14 protein-coding genes are annotated in these 17,049 nt (G+C 71.0%); 8 read left to right on the forward strand and 6 right to left on the reverse strand.

Annotated features, from left to right (window positions below; all coding sequences use genetic code 11):
- The first annotated feature begins 12 nt into the window (after window positions 1-12).
- The 4 genes from deoC (at window position 13) to clpX (ending at window position 4,784) form a co-directional block, all read left to right on the forward strand.
- Window positions 13-981, forward strand: coding sequence for a deoxyribose-phosphate aldolase (gene deoC, locus MR1_RS07895; RefSeq protein WP_067244769.1), 969 nt, complete (start codon window positions 13-15; stop codon window positions 979-981).
- Window positions 982-989: 8 nt separating this feature from the next.
- Entirely contained in the window at window positions 990-2,432 is a 1,443-nt protein-coding gene (locus tag MR1_RS07900; RefSeq protein ID WP_067244771.1) for an aldehyde dehydrogenase family protein, read from the forward strand.
- Window positions 2,429-3,292, forward strand: coding sequence for an aldehyde dehydrogenase family protein (locus tag MR1_RS07905; protein ID WP_067244773.1), 864 nt, complete (start codon window positions 2,429-2,431; stop codon window positions 3,290-3,292). Before MR1_RS07900 ends, MR1_RS07905 begins: the two co-directional genes overlap by 4 nt.
- Window positions 3,293-3,515: 223 nt before the next feature.
- Window positions 3,516-4,784, forward strand: a complete 1,269-nt coding sequence (gene clpX / locus MR1_RS07910; protein ID WP_067244775.1) for an ATP-dependent Clp protease ATP-binding subunit ClpX — start codon at window positions 3,516-3,518, stop codon at window positions 4,782-4,784.
- A 16-nt stretch (window positions 4,785-4,800) separates the two neighbouring features.
- On the opposite strand, the gene MR1_RS07915 is transcribed toward clpX, so the two are convergent.
- The 3 genes from MR1_RS07915 to MR1_RS07925 form a co-directional block, all read right to left on the reverse strand.
- The gene (locus tag MR1_RS07915) at window positions 4,801-5,298 is read right to left on the reverse strand and encodes a GyrI-like domain-containing protein (protein ID WP_067244777.1); all 498 of its coding nucleotides are present in this window, start codon (window positions 5,296-5,298) and stop codon (window positions 4,801-4,803) included.
- Between the two features lie 85 nt (window positions 5,299-5,383).
- Entirely contained in the window at window positions 5,384-7,438 is a 2,055-nt protein-coding gene (locus tag MR1_RS07920) for a M3 family metallopeptidase (RefSeq protein WP_067244780.1), read from the reverse strand.
- 39 nt (window positions 7,439-7,477) lie between these two features.
- Complete coding sequence (locus tag MR1_RS07925) at window positions 7,478-8,383, reverse strand: LysR family transcriptional regulator (RefSeq protein WP_067244782.1); 906 nt, start codon at window positions 8,381-8,383, stop codon at window positions 7,478-7,480.
- Between the two features lie 103 nt (window positions 8,384-8,486).
- Here MR1_RS07925 and tdh point away from each other — a divergent pair, with 103 nt between their 5' ends.
- Together tdh and MR1_RS07935 are read left to right on the forward strand one after the other, a co-directional pair.
- On the forward strand, window positions 8,487-9,530 hold the full coding sequence (gene tdh / locus MR1_RS07930; RefSeq protein WP_067244784.1) for an L-threonine 3-dehydrogenase: 1,044 nt from the start codon (window positions 8,487-8,489) through the stop codon (window positions 9,528-9,530).
- Window positions 9,531-9,553: 23 nt separating this feature from the next.
- Window positions 9,554-10,732: a glycine C-acetyltransferase gene (locus tag MR1_RS07935; RefSeq protein ID WP_067244787.1), complete on the forward strand. Its 1,179-nt coding sequence runs from the start codon at window positions 9,554-9,556 to the stop codon at window positions 10,730-10,732.
- A 133-nt stretch (window positions 10,733-10,865) separates the two neighbouring features.
- Here MR1_RS07935 and MR1_RS07940 read toward each other — a convergent pair whose 3' ends face one another.
- The 3 genes from MR1_RS07940 to MR1_RS07950 all read right to left on the reverse strand — a co-directional run bounded on the left by MR1_RS07940 (window position 10,866) and on the right by MR1_RS07950 (window position 14,257).
- Window positions 10,866-11,129, reverse strand: a complete 264-nt coding sequence (locus MR1_RS07940) for a hypothetical protein (RefSeq protein WP_271062558.1) — start codon at window positions 11,127-11,129, stop codon at window positions 10,866-10,868.
- Window positions 11,126-13,732, reverse strand: coding sequence for a valine--tRNA ligase (valS, locus tag MR1_RS07945; protein ID WP_067244789.1), 2,607 nt, complete (start codon window positions 13,730-13,732; stop codon window positions 11,126-11,128). The genes MR1_RS07940 and valS overlap by 4 nt, the downstream gene beginning before the upstream one ends.
- 102 nt (window positions 13,733-13,834) lie before the next feature.
- A complete protein-coding gene (locus MR1_RS07950; RefSeq protein ID WP_067244791.1) occupies window positions 13,835-14,257 on the reverse strand; it encodes a hypothetical protein in 423 nt (140 codons plus the stop codon).
- A 514-nt stretch (window positions 14,258-14,771) separates the two neighbouring features.
- Between MR1_RS07950 and MR1_RS07955 the strand changes: the two genes are divergently transcribed.
- Window positions 14,772-16,388, forward strand: coding sequence for an ABC transporter substrate-binding protein (locus MR1_RS07955; RefSeq protein WP_067244793.1), 1,617 nt, complete (start codon window positions 14,772-14,774; stop codon window positions 16,386-16,388).
- A 49-nt stretch (window positions 16,389-16,437) separates the two neighbouring features.
- On the forward strand, window positions 16,438-17,049 hold a 612-nt coding region (locus MR1_RS07960), incomplete at its 3' end, for an ABC transporter permease (RefSeq protein ID WP_255218113.1).

A 17,049-nucleotide genomic window follows, 5' to 3' on the forward strand; every position in this document is an offset into this window, starting at 1 on the left:
CGCAGGACAGCCGTGGAGGTGCTGGGCGCAGAGCCCGACGACCTCACGCTGCGCCGCTTCCTGCACGGCCTCCCGGGGGTGGACGCCGTCGGTCTCGAGCAGCGCGCCGCGGGCCTGGCGACGCGGTCGATCAAGACCTCGTCCAAGGCGTGGGCGCTGGATCGGATCATCTCGCTGATCGATCTCACGACCCTCGAAGGCGCGGACACCCCGGGCAAGGTGCGCTCGCTCGTCGCGAAGGCGAGGACCCCCGACGCCGCGGACCCGTCCACTCCGCGGGTCGCGGCGGTGTGCGTCTACGGGGACATGGTCCCGCACGCCGTGGAAGCGCTCGGCGCGATGCACGGGGATCCCGACGACGGGCTCATCTCGGTGGCCGCGGTCGCCACGGCCTTCCCCTCCGGTCGCGCCTCGCTGGACATCAAGCTCGCCGACACGGCGGACGCCGTGGCGGCAGGTGCCGACGAGATCGACATGGTGATCGACCGCGGCGCGTTCCTGGCGGGGCGCTACGGCCAGGTGTTCGACCAGATCGCCCGGGTGAAGGAGGCCTGCCGCCGTGAGGACGGCAGCTACGCCTCTCTCAAGGTGATCCTGGAGACCGGCGAGCTCAACACCTACGACAACATCAAGCGCGCGTCGTGGCTCGGCATCCTCGCGGGCGGGGACTTCATCAAGACCTCGACCGGCAAGGTCCAGCCCGCAGCGACGCTGCCGACGACGCTGCTCATGCTGGAGACGGTGCGCGACTGGCATCGGGCGACGGGGGAGCGGATCGGCGTGAAGCCGGCCGGCGGGATCCGTTCGTCCAAGGACGCGGTCCGGTACCTCGTCACGGTCGCGGAGACGGCCGGGGAGGACTGGCTGCAGCCGCACCTGTTCCGCTTCGGCGCGTCGAGCCTGCTCAACGACGTCCTGCTGCAGCGGCAGAAGCTCACCTCCGGCCACTACTCCGGCCCCGACTACGTCACGATCGACTAGGAGCACGCATGTCATTCCTGGAATACGCTCCGGCGCCGGAGTCCACGGCGATCCTGAACCTGCGCGACAGCTACGGGCTGTTCATCGACGGCGAGTTCGTCGACGGCGCGGGCCCGAGCTTCGTCACCATCTCCCCGTCCGACGAGTCCCGCATCGCGGAGATCGCGTCGGCGGACGAGCAGGACGTCGACCGCGCGGTCGCCGCAGCACGACGCGCCTATGAGAAGACCTGGTCGCGCATGAGCGGTCGCGACCGCGGCAAGTACCTGTTCCGCATCGCCCGCCTCGTGCAGGAGCGCGCGCGCGAGCTCGCCGTGGCGGAGAGCCTCGACAACGGCAAGCCGATCAAGGAGAGCCGCGATGTCGACGTGCCGCTCGTCGCGGCCTGGTTCTTCTACTACGCGGGGTGGGCGGACAAGCTGGATCACGCCGGCCTCGGGGCCAACCCGGCGTCGCTCGGCGTCGCCGGACAGGTCATCCCCTGGAACTTCCCGCTGCTGATGCTCGCCTGGAAGCTCGCCCCGGCGCTCGCGGCGGGCAACACGGTCGTGCTCAAGCCGGCCGAGACGACGCCCCTCACCGCCCTGCTCTTCGCCGAGATCCTGCAGCAGGCGGATCTGCCGCCGGGCGTCGTCAACATCGTCACCGGTGCCGGGGCGACCGGCGCCGCCCTCGTCCGGCACCCCGACGTCGACAAGGTCGCCTTCACGGGGTCGACCGCGGTGGGCCGGGACATCGCGAAGGCCGTCGCCGGCACCCCCAAGAGGCTGACGCTGGAGCTGGGCGGCAAGGCCGCGAACATCGTGTTCGACGACGCGCCGATCGATCAGGCCGTGGAGGGCATCGTCAACGGCATCTTCTTCAACCAGGGCCACGTCTGCTGCGCCGGCAGCCGGCTGCTCGTGCAGGAATCGATCCAGGACGAGGTGCTCGACCGTCTGAAGAGCAGGCTCTCGACCCTCCGGCTCGGCGACCCGCTCGACAAGAACACCGACATCGGCGCGATCAACTCCGCCGCCCAGCTGGCCCGCATCCGCGAGCTCAGTGACATCGGCGAGGCCGAGGGCGCCGAGCGATGGACCGCGGACTGCGTGATCCCGGACAAGGGCTTCTGGTTCGCCCCGACGATCTTCACCGGCGTCGAGGCGTCGCACCGCATCGCCCGGGAGGAGGTCTTCGGGCCCGTGCTGTCCGTGCTGACCTTCCGGACTCCGGCCGAGGCGATCGCGAAGGCGAACAACACCCCTTACGGCCTCTCCGCGGGGATCTGGAGCGACAAGGGGTCGCGGATCCTCGCCGTCGCCGACCGCCTGCGCGCCGGGGTCGTGTGGGCGAACACCTTCAACCGTTTCGACCCCTCCAGCCCGTTCGGCGGATACAAGGAGTCCGGATACGGCCGCGAAGGCGGACGACACGGGCTGACGGCCTACCTGAAGGGAGCAGCGGCGTGAGCAAGCGGCTGACGGTACCCAAGACGTACAAGCTGGCCATCGGCGGCGCCTTCCCGCGCAGCGAGTCCGGACGCACCTACGAGGTGCAGTCGGCGATGGGCGCCTTCCTGGCGAACGCCGCGAAGGCCTCGCGCAAGGACGCGCGGGACGCGGTCGTCGCGGCGAGGGCGGCCGTGAAGGGCTGGTCCGGGGCCACGGCGTACAACCGCGGTCAGGTCCTCTACCGCGTCGCCGAGATCCTCGAGGGCCGGCGCGCGCAGTTCATCGACGAGATCGCCGCCCAGGAGGGGGTCTCCGCCGCGGCGGCCGGCGCGCAGGTGGACGCCGCGATCGACCTGTGGGTCTGGTACGCGGGCTGGTGCGACAAGTACGCCCAGGTCGCGGGCAACGCCAATCCCGTCGCCGGGCCGTACTTCAACATCTCCGTCCCCGAGCCGACCGGAGTGGTCGTCGTCGTGGCCCCGCAGGACTCGGCGCTGCTCGGGCTGGTGTCGGTGCTCGCGCCCGCGCTGGTCACGGGCAACGCCGTCGTGGCGGTGGCGAGCGAGCGCTACCCGCTGTCCGCGATCAGCCTCGCGGAGGTTCTCGCCACGAGCGATGTCCCCGGCGGGGTGGTGAACGTGCTGACCGGGTCGCCGGCCGAGATCGCCCCGTGGCTGGCCTCGCACGCCGACGTCAACGCGCTGGATCTCGCCGGCGCGGGCGAGCTCGACTGGGTCGATCTGCAGATCGCCGCCGCCGAGACGCTGAAGCGCGTGCTGCCGCCGGTGTCCGGCACGGCGGCGGTCGACCCGTCCCTGGAGAGGATCACCGCGTTCGTGGAGACGAAGACCGTCTGGCACACGAAGAGCATGGTCTGAGCCGGGATCCGGACCGAGCCGCGGAGGCGAGGGCCCGCACCGCCGTCTGACGGTGCGGGCCCTCGCCGTGTTCCTGCGCGATCCCGGGTGAGCCGGGCGGCAGCGGAAGACGGGCGGTCGCCGCGCGGATGCGATCCGACGCGATGCGCGCCGCTCCGCGCCGCTGTCGGATGCACCGGTTAGGCTCGAAGGACGATCTCAGGGAGCCTGGAGGAGGCCGCGAATGGCACGAATCGGTGAGAGCGCCGACCTGTTCAAGTGCTCTTTCTGCGGAAAGAGCCAGAAGCAGGTGCAGCAGCTGATCGCCGGCCCCGGCGTCTACATCTGCGACGAATGCGTCGAGCTCTGCAACGAGATCATCGAGGAGCGGATGGCGGAGTCGGCCGGCGGGGCGGTGGCGGACTTCGAACTGCCCAAGCCGCGCGAGATCTTCTCCTTCCTCGAGGAGTACGTCGTCGGTCAGGAGCCGGCGAAGAAGGCGCTGGCCGTGGCCGTCTACAACCACTACAAGCGCGTGCGCGCGCACGGGACGCTGCAGCCCGCCGAGCAGAAGGCGGACGAGGTCGAGATCGCGAAGAGCAACATCCTGCTCATCGGGCCGACCGGGTGCGGCAAGACCTATCTCGCCCAGACGCTCGCGAAGCGGCTGAACGTGCCGTTCGCGGTGGCGGACGCGACCGCGCTCACCGAGGCGGGCTACGTCGGCGAGGACGTGGAGAACATCCTCCTCAAGCTGATCCAGGCCGCCGACTACGACGTCAAGCGCGCGGAGCAGGGCATCATCTACATCGACGAGGTCGACAAGATCGCCCGCAAGGCGGAGAACCCGTCGATCACCCGGGACGTGTCCGGTGAGGGGGTGCAGCAGGCCCTCCTGAAGATCCTCGAGGGCACGGTGGCCTCGGTCCCGCCACAGGGCGGACGCAAGCACCCGCACCAGGAGTTCCTGCAGATCGACACGACGAACGTGCTCTTCATCGTCGCGGGCGCCTTCGCCGGGCTGGAGGACATCATCTCCTCCCGTGTCGGCAAGCACGGGGTCGGTTTCGGCGCTCCGCTGCACGACAAGGGGAAGGACCTGGACCTCTTCAGCGAGGTCCTGCCGGAGGACCTGCACAAGTTCGGTCTGATCCCGGAGTTCATCGGTCGTCTGCCCGTCGTCGCCTCGGTGTCCCCGCTCGACCAGGCCGCCCTCATCGACATCCTCACCGGCCCGCGCAACGCCCTCGTCAAGCAGTACGAGCGGATGTTCCAGCTGGACGGCGTGGAACTGGAGTTCGAGGAGGAGGCGCTGCGCTCCATCGCCGACCTGGCCGTGGAGCGCAAGACCGGCGCGCGCGGACTCCGGGCGATCCTGGAGGACGTGCTCGGCCCGATCATGTTCGAGATCCCGTCGAGCGAAGACGTGTCCAAGGTCGTCGTCACGCGCGCAGCCGTCGATGAGGGCGCTCCGCCCACGCTCGTGCTGAACCGCAAGCGCAAGAGCGCCTGAGCGCGCCCGCGGCGTCTCAGGCGAGGGGGAGGATCAGGTCGGTGCGCAGATCGGCGGGATTCGTCCCCGGATCAGAGACGTACACCTCGATCCAGATCCCGCGCGGGCGACCGCCGTCGGCCGCCGCGCGTTCGGCCAGGGTCATCCAACCCGCTCCGAGATTCTCGTAGGACCCGTGGACGGTGGTCGCCACCGCCGGGCCGGTCGGCAACGCCGATGCGATGATCCGTGCTCCGGACGCGGTGGGGATCGGCTCCGCCGGCGCGTCCGCGACCGGGAACCCGAGCTCCAGGTCGAACGACTCGCGGGGGTCACCGAAGTATGCCGCGATGGCCGGCCCGGTCGGAATCAGCTCACCGCTGGCGAAGGCCGCGCCGATCTCGCGGTAGCCGGTGTCGAACACGTCGCGCAGGTCCGCGATGCGGAGCCCATCGTGCCGGATCACCGCCAGCGGGACGGCGTCGAGCGTGAGGGCATCGGCGGCGCCGAAGGGCTGTTCGGGGAACGCGGTCATGGGGCCTCCGGGCTCGAGAGAAGGATCGCGTCCGCGTATCCCACGGCCAGGATAGGCGCTGCACGACGGACGCGGGGCGCCACGGTCAGGCGTCCAGGCCGCGCCGCTTCAGGAGCGGGCCGATCTCCGCGTCCCGCCCACGGAAGTCGCGGTACGCCTCCCGCGGGTCCTTCGAACCTCCGACGCCCAGAAGGCGGCGCCGGAACCGCTCGCCGTTCTCCCGGGTGAGGCCGCCGTTCTCCCGGAACCACTCGACCGTGTCGGCATCGAGGACCTCGCTCCAGATGTAGGAGTAGTACCCCGCGCTGTATCCGCCGGAGAAGACGTGCGCGAAATACGCGGCCGAGTACCGCGGGGGCACCGCGGGATCGTCGAGCCCGATCTCGGCCAGCGCCGCGGCCTCGAACCCGCCGATGTCGTCCAGGCTGTCGCCGGGGCCGATCCGGTGGATCGCCTGATCCAGCCAGGCGGCGGCGAGATACTCGCTCGTGGCGAAGCCCTGACCGAAGGCCTCCGTCGCCCTCAAGGTCTCGACGAGATGCGCGGGAAGGGGCTCGCCCGTCTCGTGGTGGCGCGCGTACCGCGCGACGACCTCCGGCCAGAGGATCCACATCTCGTTGACCTGACTCGGGAACTCCACGAAGTCCCGGAAGACGTTCGTCCCCGAGAAGTGCGGGTACGTCACCCGGGCGAGCAGGCCGTGCAGCGCGTGCCCGAACTCGTGGAACAGGGTCGTGACCTCGTCGAGCGTCAGCAGGGTCGCCTCGCCGTCGCCGGGACGCGCGACGTTGAGGTTGTTCGCCACGACGGGGAGGGTGCCGCGCAGCGCCGACTGGGAGACGATCGGGTTCATCCACGCGCCGCCGCGCTTGCTGTCGCGGGTGTAGAGGTCGAGGACGTACAGCCCGAGCGGCGACCCGTCCTCCTCGAACACCTCGAAGACCCGCGCGTCATGGTGGTAGGCCGGCAGGTCTGGTCGCTCGGCGAACGTGATGCCGTACAGGTCCGTGGCCGCGGCGAAGACCCCGTCGTGGAGGACCCGCTCGGCCTCGAACCAGGGCCGCAGGGCCGCCGAGTCGATGTCGTAGCGCTGCGTGCGCAGTCTCTCCGTGTAGAAGGCCCAGTCGTGGGCCTCGATCCGGAAGGGCTCCGGCTCCGTGTCGTCGACGATGCGCTGGAGCGCGGCCTTCTCCGCCGCGGCGTTGCGTGCCGCCGGACGCGCCAGGTCCTTCAGCATGCGCTCGACCGCCTCGGGGGTGCCGGCGGTCTCGTCCGCGGTCACGGCGGCGGCATGCGAGCCGTGGCCGAGCAGCTGCGCGCGCTCGGCGCGGAGGACGGCGATCTCGGCCAGTACCCCGCGGTTGTCGTGGGGCCCGCCTCGCGAGGCCCGGGACCGCGAGGCCGCCATGATCCTCCGCCGGCTCTCGCGATGACGCAGGGCGGACAGGTACGGGTGCCCGGTGAACAGCGGCAGGGTCACGAGGTAGCGTCCGTCGAGACCGCGCTCCGCGGCGGCACGCGCGGCGGCCGAGAGCTCCCCGGCGCTGAGACCGGCAAGCTCGTCGGCGTCCTCGAAGACGACCGCGAGGTCGTTCGTCTCGGCGAGCAGGTTCTTCTCGAAGGCCGTCCCGAGCGCGGACAGCCGCTGGTTCAGCGCCGTCAGTCTCGCCTTCGACTCGGCGTCCAGTCCGGCCCCCGACAGCAGCATCTCGCGGTGCCGGCGATGCGTCAGGTAGCGCTGTTCCGCGGTGAGATCGGACCGCTGCCCGAGCTGGTCGTTCACCGCCGTGACGCGGGCGAAGAGGGCGGGATCGAGGCTGATGGCGTCCTGGTGCGCGGACATGAGGGGCGCCAGCTCCTCGTCGATCGCCTGGATGTCCTCGGTGGCGTCCGCCGAGCTGACCGTGTAGAACGCATGGGCGACGCGATCCAGCAGCTCTCCGCTGTGCTCGAGGGCCTCGATCGTGTTCTCGAACGTCGGCGCCGCCGGGTCGTCCGCGATGGCGCGGACCTCGGCACGCTGCTGCGCGAACCCCGCGTGGAAGGCGGGAAGGTAGTGCTCGGGGCGGATGACGGAGTAGTCGGGGAGCGCGTAGGGCAGCGGCGAGGGCGCAAGCAACGGGTTCGCGTCGGCGGTCATCCTCCGAGCCTAGGGGCGGGCTCGCGGACAGCGGTCGCGTCACGCCGTGAGCGTCGCCATCACCCGCTCCAAGGCCTCGGCGACGAGGCGCACCGACCGGCGCCGCAGGTTCTCCGGCCGTGCGAGGAGGTCGATCATGCGGTTGGTGCTCACCCCCGTGAGCGGACGACGCACGACGCCCGTGGCGTCGGCCACCACCGAGGTGTAGCGCGGCAGCATCCCGACGACATCCCCGGCGGCGATGACGGAGGCCGCGACCCCGTAGTCGTTGATCCGATGCACCACGTCGACCGGGCGGTTCGTGACCGCGGCGATCGCGCGCAGCACGTCGTCGGGGGAGTACCCGGCGCGGCTGGTGACCCACCGCTCGCCGACGACCTCCTCGGGTGCGAGCCGCGTCCGCGCGGCGAGCGCGTGCGTCGGCGAGAGCGCGACGTCGAGCGGCTCCGCGGCGAGAGGCACCACGCGGATGCCGCTGCGGGGCCAGGGCGGACTGTGCTCCATGCGATGGGCGAGCACGAGGTCGTACCGCGCAGTGAGCCCGGGGAACTCGCTCTGTGCGACGTCTTCGTCCGTGAACCGCACCGACGGCGCGTCGCCGCCGCCCAGCTCACGGATGAGCGGGCCGAACAGCGCCTGCGCGGCACTGAGGAATCCGCTCACGGTCACGATCCCGGCGGGCGAGGCCTCGAACCGGTCCACCGCGTTGCGCGCCGCCGCCATGGCATCGAGCGCCGTGGCTCCGGCCTCGGCGAGAACCTCGCCCGCCGCGGTGAGCACGAGCGTGCGCCCCTGCCGCCGGGTGAGCGGGGTCGCCACGCCGCGCTGGAGCGCGGCGAGCTGCTGCGAGACGGCGGAGGGGGACACGTGCAGCGCCTCGGCGACAGCGGTCACGCTCCCGAGCGCTCCGAGCTCCCGGAGGATCTGGAGCTGGTGCAGGTGCATCGGTCCATCCAAGCACGGATTCCGCATCGGATGAAGCATGACTGAATCGTTGATCCAGGAACTGGTCATTGATCTTCAACGAGCGTCGGGGTGTGATCGGAGCATGAAGGCTCTGTACAAGGACGGCCCGCACGAGGGCCTGGCGCTCGTGGATCGCCCGGATCCGGTGGCGGGACCGGACGAGGTGGTCATCCGCGTGCTGCGGACCGGCATCTGCGGCACCGATCTGCACATCCGCCGGTGGGACGACTGGGCGGCTTCCGAGATCCGTGCCCCGCTCATCCCCGGGCACGAGTTCTACGGAGAGGTCGTGGAGGTCGGAGCCCTCGCCCACGACATCAAGGTCGGCGACCGGGTATCCGGGGAAGGGCACATCGTGTGCGGGATGTGCCGCAACTGCCGGGCGGGCCGACGCCAGATGTGCATCCGCACGATCGGACTCGGCCTGCACCGCGACGGCGCGTTCGCCGAGTACCTCGCTCTGCCCGCGGCGAACGTCTGGGTGCACAACCCGGACGTTCAACCGGAGCTCGGCGCGATCTTCGACCCGCTCGGCAACGCCGTGCACACCGCGCTCGCGTTCCCCGTCATCGGGGAGGACGTCCTGGTCACCGGCTGCGGCCCGATCGGGCTCATGGCGATCGCCGTCGCCCGCCACGCCGGGGCGCGATTCATCACCGCCACGGACATCAGCGCCCCGCGGCTGGAGCTGGCACGGGCGATGGGCGCCGACGAGGTCGTGGACGTGTCGCGCTCCGACGTGCGCGACGCCCAGAAGGCTCTCGGAATGAAGGAGGGCTTCGACGTGGGCTTCGAGATGAGCGGGGCGCCTGCGGCGCTGCCGACCATGATCGAGAACATGAACCACGGCGGTCGCATCGCGATGCTGGGGCTGCCCAGCGCGCCCTTCGGCGTGGACTGGGGCAAGATCGTGACGCACATGCTGACGATCAAGGGCATCTACGGGCGCGAGATGTTCGAGACCTGGAACGCCATGGGGGCGATGCTCCAGACGAGCCCGGCGCTGCGCGACGCCATCGGCCGGATCATCGCCGATGTCATCCCGGCCTCGGACTGGGAGCGTGGATTCGACGCCGCCGCATCGGCAGGGACCGGGAAGATCATCCTCGACTGGACGCGGCTCTGAGCCGCACGACAAGGAGAAACCACATGTACGGGGCATTCCAGGCGCACGTCGCCGCGGAGCTGGACGGGATCGAGCAGGCCGGGCTGACGAAGCACGAGCGCGGCATCCGCGGCCCGCAGAGCGCCGAGATCATCGCGGATGGCGCGGAGGTGCTGAACTTCTGCGCGAACAACTACCTGGGCCTGGCCGACGACGAGCGGATCCGTGAGGCCGCCAAGTCGGCTCTGGACGACTGGGGCTACGGCCTGGCCAGCGTGCGCTTCATCTGCGGCACGCAGGAGCAGCATCTCGAGCTCGAACGGCGCCTGGCCGCGTTCCTCGGAACCGACGACGCGATCCTCTTCTCTTCGTGCTTCGATGCGAACGGCGGTGTCTTCGAGACGCTGTTCTCGGCCGAGGACGCGATCATCTCGGACGAGCTCAACCACGCCTCGATCATCGACGGCATCCGGCTCTCCAAGGCGCGGAGGCTGCGATACCGCAACCGTGACATGGCGGATCTGGAGGAGCAGCTCCGGGCCTCTCAGGACGCGCGGTTCCGCGTGATCGTGACCGACGGGGTGTTCTCCATGGACGGGTACATCGCTCCGCTGGCGGAGATCTGCGATCTCGCGGAGCGGTACGACGCGCTGGTCTTCGTGGACGACTCGCACGCGGTGGGGTTCGTCGGCGAGCACGGGCGGGGAACGCCGGAGCTGTGCGGCGTCGAGGGCCGGGTCGACATCTACACGGGGACGTTCGGCAAGGCGCTGGGCGGGGCCTCGGGCGGGTACGTCGCCGCCCACGAGGACATCGTCGCGCTGCTGCGTCAGCGTGCGCGCCCGTACCTGTTCTCCAACACGCTGGCCCCTTCGATCGTGGCGGGCACGCTCACGGCGCTCGATCTCGTCGAGGGGTCTGGCGCTCTTCGCGCACGGCTGCGCGACAACGCGGCACTGTTCCGCGCGCGTATGACCGAGGAGGGGTTCGACCTCCTTCACGGCGAGCACCCGATCGTGCCGGTCATGTTCGGCGATGCCGTGCTCACGGCGCGGATCGCGGCGGAGATGCAGAGGCAGGGCGTCTACGTGACCGCCTTCAGCTTCCCGGTGGTCCCGCGTGAGAAGGCGCGGATCCGGGTGCAGCTGTCCGCCGCGCACACGCCGGAGCAGGTCGAGCGCTGCGTCGCGGCCTTCGTCGCCGCGCGGGCCGCGGTGGCCTGACCCGGGTCGGCGTCGCGCCGGGCGATCCGTTCCGTCGAGACCCCCTCGCACCGCCGAGACCCCCCCTGAAAGACGTATCTCAGAGGGGGTCTCGGTGCGGAGAGGGGGTCTCGGCGGAGGAGAGCCGACCGGGTCAGTCCTCGAACGGACGGACGACGACCTCGCCGGTCGCGGTGCGCTGGACCTCCCAGCCCGTGTCGAGCTCGGCGATCGGCCGACCCTCGAGCCAGGTGAGCGTCCACGTGCCCCGCAGGACGTTGAGGGGGCCGGTCGCGAGGCTCAGCGTGCCGTCGGCGACGCTGCGCGCCTCGGCCTCCGCGATCGCGGGGCGCAGCGCCGCCGGAACGGACGCCGGCGGCTCGGATCCCGCGGCCCAGCGCGTCCCCAGCTGCATCATGACGACGCCTCCACGGGGGCCAGCTCGATGTCGGTGACCCTCAGTTCCTCGCCCTCTGCGAGATCGAGCCGGGCGATGCGCCCGACGGCGCGGAGGTCCTCGGCGGCGGCGCGCAGCGCCTCCAGGCGATCCGCCGGCGCGGAGACGGTCGCGTGCGACACCGGCGTCTTCTGCGAGGCCTTCGCCTCGGTCTTGGCCCGTCGGATGCCGATCAGCGCCTCACTCGCGGTCGCCAGCACCGCAGGGTCGCCGTCCGTGCCCAGCGGCGCCGGCCACGCGGCGGTGTGGATCGAGCCCTCCTCGAACCAGGACCATGCCTCCTCGGTCGCGAACGACACGATCGGGGCGAGCAGACGCAGCAGCGTGGACAGCGCCAGCCGGAGCGCGAGCGCCGCGGAGGCCTGGCCGACGTCCGTCCGGTCGTAGGCGCGCTCCTTCACGAGCTCCAGATAGTCGTCGCAGAAGGTCCAGAAGAACGCCTCGGTGATCTCCAGCGCGCGCGCCTGGTCGTAGTTCTCGTAGGCGGCGGTCGCCTCGACCACGACGCGGTCGAGGGCGGCGAGCATCGAGGCGTCCAGGGCATGCGTGACCTGCGCGCCCTCGGGCACGGGGAACGAGAGGACGAACTTCGCGGCGTTGAGGATCTTGATCGCCAGGCGGCGGCCGATCTTCACCTGCGTCGGGTTCTGCGGGTCGAAGGCCGCATCCATGCCGAGCCGGCTCGACGCGGACCAGTAGCGCACCGCGTCGGACCCGTGGGCGTCGAGGATGTCGGCCGGGGTGACCACGTTGCCCTTCGACTTGGACATCTTCTTGCGGTCGGGGTCCACGATGAACCCGGAGATCGCGGCGTTGCGCCACGGCGAGCGGCCGTCCTCCAGGGTGGATCGGAGCATCGTCGAGAAGAGCCAGGTGCGGATGATGTCCTGCCCCTGCGGTCGCAGGTCGAACGGCGCGACCAGATCCCACAGCTCCTGATCGCGCTGCCAGCCTCCCGCGAGCTGCGGGGTGAGGGACGAGGTCGCCCAGGTGTCCAGGATGTCCTTCTCCGCGTCGAACCCGCCCGGCACTCCGCGCTGGTCCTCGCGGTACCCGGGCGGGACGTCGGTGGTGGGGTCGACGGGCAGCGAGGCGAGGTCCGGGGTCAGGACGCGGTCGTAGTCGCGCTCGCCGTTCTCGTCCAGCGCGTACCAGATCGGGATCGGGACGCCGAAGAACCGCTGGCGCGACACCAGCCAGTCGCCCGTGAGGCCGCCGGTCCAGTTCTCGTAGCGCACGCGCATGAAGTCCGGGTGCCAGGTCAGTTCCTTGCCGTGGGCGAGGAGCTGATCGCGAAGCGTCTCGTCCCGGGCGCCGTTGCGGATGTACCACTGCCGCGTCGACACGATCTCCAGCGGGCGGTCGCCCTTCTCGAAGAACTTCACCGCGTGCTGGAAGGGCTTGCCGACGGCCGTCATGGCGCCGGTCTCCTGCAGTTTCTCCACGAGCGCCTTGCGCGCGCTGAACACGGTCTTGCCCGCCATGTTCTCGGCGTACCAGGCGCGGGCGTCGTCGTCGGCGACGGCGGCGGGCGCCTCGGCGAGGAACCGGCCGTCCAGTCCGATCGTGGTCATGTTCGGCAGGGACTCGTCCGCGGCCGTGCGCAGCTCCCGCCACCACACGATGTCGGTCACGTCGCCGAAGGTGCAGACCATCGCCGCGCCCGTCCCCTTGTCGGGCTGCGCGAGGTGGTGCCCGTGGATCTCGATCTCGGCGCCGAAGAACGGCGTCCGCACTCGGGTGCCGATGAGGTGCTTGTGGGGTCCCTCGGGGTGCGTCACGATCGCGATGCACGCCGGGAGCAGCTCCGGGCGCGTCGTGTCGATCGCGATCGTCCCGGATCCGTCCGCGAAGGGGAACTCGATCGTGTGGTAGGCGGCGGGCTGCTCGCGATCCTCGAGCTCGGCCTGCGCGATCGCGGACCGGAAGTCGATGTCCCACAGCGTCGGCGCGAGCGACTGGTAGGCCTCGCCGCGCTCCAGGTTGCGCAGGAACGCGAGCTGGCTCTGCCGGATCGTGTCGTCGGAGATCGTGCGGTAGGTCTGCGTCCAGTCCACGCTCAGCCCGAGCTGGCGGAACAGCGCCTCGAACTGCTTCTCGTCCTCGACCGTGAGCCGCTCGCACAGCTCGATGAAGTTGCGTCGGCTGATGGGGAGCTGATCGGCGGCGCGGCTGGACTTGTTGTCGCCGCCCTCGAACGGGGGAGCGAAGTCGGGGTCGTACGGCAGGGACGGGTCGCAGCGCACGCCGTAGTAGTTCTGCACGCGGCGCTCGGTGGGAAGCCCGTTGTCGTCCCAGCCCATGGGGTAGAACACGGTCTTGCCGCGCATGCGCTCGAAGCGTGCCTTGATGTCGGTGTGCGTGTACGAGAACACGTGGCCGATGTGCAGGCTCCCCGATGCCGTCGGGGGAGGGGTGTCGATCGAGTACACGCCGTCGCGACCGGCCTCGGCGGCGCGGAGGCGGTCGAACAGGTACGTCCCCTGGTCCGACCAGGTCTGGCCCCACTTCGCTTCGAGTCCTTCGAGGGCGGGCTTGTCGGGGATCGGGCTGGTCGCGGACATGAAGGTCTCCTCGAGCGATGTATGCGGCACCGTGTGAGCGTGCCTGAGTGTGGATTGCGCCCAGTCTAGCCGCGGGCCGGCGACCGGGCGCGCGACGCCGGGCTACTCCCCGTTCTGGTCGCGGTCCGGATCGCCGGCGACCCAGACCGTCGCGGTCCCGAGGCCGAATCGCGCGCACAGTTCCGCGAGGTCGGATCCCGCGGGAAGCGCCGCGCACGCCGCGGACCAGGCGGCGTCCTCCCGGGGGTCCGGTCGGAGCCCCTGGCGGCGCAGCGCCCTCTCGATCAGGGTCGGGTCGACGCCCCAGTCCTCGCGGGCGAGGCGCAGATGCTCGTCGACGGCCCTCCGCCGCCGGCGTTGGACGATGATCTGAGGCAGCGACGCCGCTCCCGCCACGGCCGCCCCGGCGAACGCGACCGTCGTGAGCAGCCCCGAGGCGGCCCGGTCCCCCGCGCCGGGGTCCCGCGCGAGGACCGTGATCGCGCCGGCGGTGATCACCGTGCACACGAGCGCTGCGGTCTGCACGGTATGGCTCTCGTCGCTGCGCCCGGACCGGAGGGAGGACACCGCGAACGGGAGGGAGGCCAGCGCGGTGAGGACGACGAACAGCGTCGCGGTGAGCAGTCTCGCCTCCAGGGCATCGCGCTCACGGGAAGCACGCAGAGGCCGATGACGGACAGCATCATCGGGACCCAGGTGCCACCGAGGCCGTCGGCGGCCGGTACGGACGCCTCGGCCTCTCGTCGCCGGGCACGCTCGGCGCGTTCGGCGGCGAGCCTCATGGCAGCGGCGGCCGCCTCGACGGCGGCACGCCGGACGCGTTCGCCGCGTTCGCCGACGAGCAGCGGCTTCTCGACGGCGGCGAGATCGGCGGCGGGATCGGAAGCGGGCATCTCCGGCTGTCTAGGAGAGCGCCGTTTCCGGGCTCCGCAGCGCGTGCGGCATCGAACGGCATAGATCGATCCGGTCCAACAATGCGCCCCTAGACTGGGAGGACCCGTCATCGGACGGTTCCGTCCGCTCTTCCCGAGGACTCTTCATGCGCATCTCGCCCCGGCGTCGCCTCCTGCCCCTCCTGGCCGTGTCCGCGGCCGCCGCCCTCGCGCTCAGCTCCTGCGCCGCTCCGTCCGACGCCGGCGACGGCGCCGGCGAGGTCGTCTGGGGCGTGGACGGCAGTCTGCTGTCCTCCGGGCACATGGATCCGCAGACGAGCCAGCTGGACATCTCGGCCATGGTGCAGCGCGCGGTGCTCGACTCGCTCGTGTTCCAGAAGCCCGACGGTTCGTTCGTGCCGTGGCTCGCGACCGAGTGGACGGTCTCGGACGACAGCACCGAGTACACGTTCCAGCTGCGTGACGACGTCGTGTTCCACGACGGCGAGCCGTTCGACGCCGAAGCCGTCAAGGCGAACTTCGACCGCATCGCCGACCCCGCCACGGAGTCCGCGCAGGCCGCGAACATGCTCGGCGGGGAGTTCTACGCGGGTACCGACGTGGTCGACGCGCACACCGTGACGGTGCGGTTCTCGCAGCCGTATGCCCCGTTCCTCCAGGCGGCCAGCACCGCTCAGCTCGGGTTCTACTCGCCCAAGGTCCTGGCCTCCTCCGCCGACGACCTGAAGGCCGGGGGCCCGGGGATCACGGTGGGCACGGGGCCGTTCGAGCTCACCGACTACACGCCGGACCAGGAGATCGTCTACACGCGCAACGCCGACTACGCCTGGGCGCCGGAGGGTGCCGAGGCTCCAGGGTTCGAGACGCTGCGCGTGCAGATCCTCCCCGAGCCGTCCGTGCGCGTCGGGGTGGTGTCGTCCGGTGAGGCCGATCTCGTGAGCCAGATCCCGCCGAACCTCGTGTCCGAGGTCGGCGACGACGTGACCGTCGAGGCGCAGGAGGAGCCGGGGCTGCCGTACTCGCTCTACCTGAACGAGAAGCACGGCGTGTTCGCGGACCAGCGGGTCCGTCAGGCCTTCTCGCGGGCCATCGACATCGACGCGTCCGTCGAGAAGATCTTCTTCGGCGAGTACCCGCGCGCCTGGAGCATCCTCGGTCCGACGACGCCCGGCTACGACGCCGACCTCGAGGGAACCTGGCCGATGGATCGCGAGCTGGCGAACCGCCTGCTGGACGAGGCGGGCTGGACCCAGCGCGACGCCGACGGCGTCCGGATGAAGGACGGCGCCCGCCTCTCCGCCCGGTGGATCGCGTGGACGCCGGTGCCCGACGACCGGGCGGCGCTGGCCAACGCCATCCAGTCCGATCTCGCCGAGGTGGGCTTCGAGATCCAGCTCGAGAAGCTGGAGCCCGGCGCCTACAACGAGCAGTACGGGCCGAAGACGTTCGACCTCACGGACTGGAGCTTCTCCGGGGTCGACGCTGATCTGCTCCGGAGCCACCTGCACAGCGAGGGATTCCAGAACGCGTCCCAGGTCTCGGACCCGCAGATCGACGCCCAGCTCGAGGCGGCCGTCGCCACGACGGACGCCTCGGCCCGGGCCGAGATCTACCGGGGTCTTCAGGAGTGGAACGCGGAGCACGTGGCGATCGTGCCGCTCTACGTCCCGTCCAGCGTGACGGCGGTGGGGGAGCGCGTCCAGGGGCTGGGCTACGACCTCTACGGACGCCCGCTCTTCTTCGGCGTCCGTGTGGCCGACTGACCCGCGCCGACGCGGGATGCGTGCTCGGGCGCGGAAGTCGCGCGGCGCCGTGCGACGACGCCTGATCCGGGTCGCCGAGGCGATCGGCTCCGTCGTCTTCGTGCTGTGGGCCGCGGCGACCCTCGCCTTCCTCGCGTTCCGGGTCATCCCCGGCGACCCCGTCGAGGTCATGCTCGGCCCCCAGGCGCAGGTGGGCGAGGCGGTGAAAGAGCGGATCCGCGCGGAGCTCGGTCTGGACCGCCCGCCGCTGGAGCAGTACGTCGCCTACCTCGGCCAGCTGCTGCGCGGCGACCTGGGCGAGTCCTACCAGCTCCGGATGCCGGTCGCCGAGGTGATCGGTCGGCAGCTCGGCGCGACCGTCCAGCTCACGGCACTGGCTCTGCTCATCGCGGTCGTGCTCGCCATGTCCGTCGCGCTCCTCGTCCGCGGCCCGGCGGCCCGCGGGATCACGGCCGCTGTCGAGCTCGTCGTCCTCTCCTCCCCGGTGTTCTGGATCGGGCTCCTCCTGCTCAGCGTCTTCGCCTTCGGGCTCGGATGGTTCCCGGTCTCGGGCGCGCGCAACCCCGCGACCCTCGTCCTCCCCGCCCTGACGCTCGCGCTGCCGGTGGCTGCCCTGCTCGGGCAGGTGCTACGCGACGGGGTGGAGGCCGCGGAGCGCCAG

This window comes from Microbacterium resistens NBRC 103078 (assembly GCF_001552355.1).
GTDB classification, from domain to species: domain Bacteria; phylum Actinomycetota; class Actinomycetes; order Actinomycetales; family Microbacteriaceae; genus Microbacterium; species Microbacterium resistens.

Bases quoted from the DNA above. Each gene is read 5' to 3' on its own strand.
- valS (WP_067244789.1), bottom strand. From the start codon at position 13,732: ATGTCCGCGACCAGCCCGATCCCCGACAAGCCCGCCCTCGAAGGACTC.
- MR1_RS07940 (WP_271062558.1), bottom strand. From the start codon at position 11,129: ATGATGCAGCTGGGGACGCGCTGGGCCGCGGGATCCGAGCCGCCGGCG.
- clpX (WP_067244775.1), top strand. From the start codon at position 3,516: ATGGCACGAATCGGTGAGAGCGCCGACCTGTTCAAGTGCTCTTTCTGC.
- MR1_RS07900 (WP_067244771.1), top strand. From the start codon at position 990: ATGTCATTCCTGGAATACGCTCCGGCGCCGGAGTCCACGGCGATCCTG.
- MR1_RS07915 (WP_067244777.1), bottom strand. From the start codon at position 5,298: ATGACCGCGTTCCCCGAACAGCCCTTCGGCGCCGCCGATGCCCTCACG.
- MR1_RS07925 (WP_067244782.1), bottom strand. From the start codon at position 8,383: ATGCACCTGCACCAGCTCCAGATCCTCCGGGAGCTCGGAGCGCTCGGG.
- MR1_RS07935 (WP_067244787.1), top strand. From the start codon at position 9,554: ATGTACGGGGCATTCCAGGCGCACGTCGCCGCGGAGCTGGACGGGATC.
- MR1_RS07920 (WP_067244780.1), bottom strand. From the start codon at position 7,438: ATGACCGCCGACGCGAACCCGTTGCTTGCGCCCTCGCCGCTGCCCTAC.
- MR1_RS07955 (WP_067244793.1), top strand. From the start codon at position 14,772: ATGCGCATCTCGCCCCGGCGTCGCCTCCTGCCCCTCCTGGCCGTGTCC.
- tdh (WP_067244784.1), top strand. From the start codon at position 8,487: ATGAAGGCTCTGTACAAGGACGGCCCGCACGAGGGCCTGGCGCTCGTG.